Origin of the sequence: Streptobacillus felis (genome assembly GCF_001559775.1) — a bacterium.
Classification (GTDB): Bacteria; Fusobacteriota; Fusobacteriia; order Fusobacteriales; family Leptotrichiaceae; genus Streptobacillus; species Streptobacillus felis.
In genome coordinates, this window is sequence record NZ_LOHX01000147.1 from 1 (window position 1) to 277 (window position 277).

General features: G+C 28.2%; 1 pseudogene. It reads left to right on the forward strand.

The features are described from left to right. Positions 1-75: 75 nt before the first annotated feature. Positions 76-277, forward strand: a pseudogene (locus tag AYC60_RS09300) (glycogen/starch synthase); the annotation flags it as partial.

A 277-nucleotide genomic window follows, 5' to 3' on the forward strand; every position in this document is an offset into this window, starting at 1 on the left:
TAGTGGAGAAACAATAAATAAATAAGGAATAGGCGTTATATATAAATTGTATAAGTAGCATAAGAAGTATATCCTTTTATTAAAACGGGTGGACTTGCAGAAGTATCACAGGCATTACCCAAACAAATGTCAGAATTAGGGCATGAAGTATCAGTAATTATGCCGAAAAATGATAAACTTCCATTAAAATTTCTAGAAAAAATGGAATTTGTTAATCGTACAGAAATAAATGGAGAAATATTTCATTTGGTAAGATATAGTCTTGAAAATAAAATGA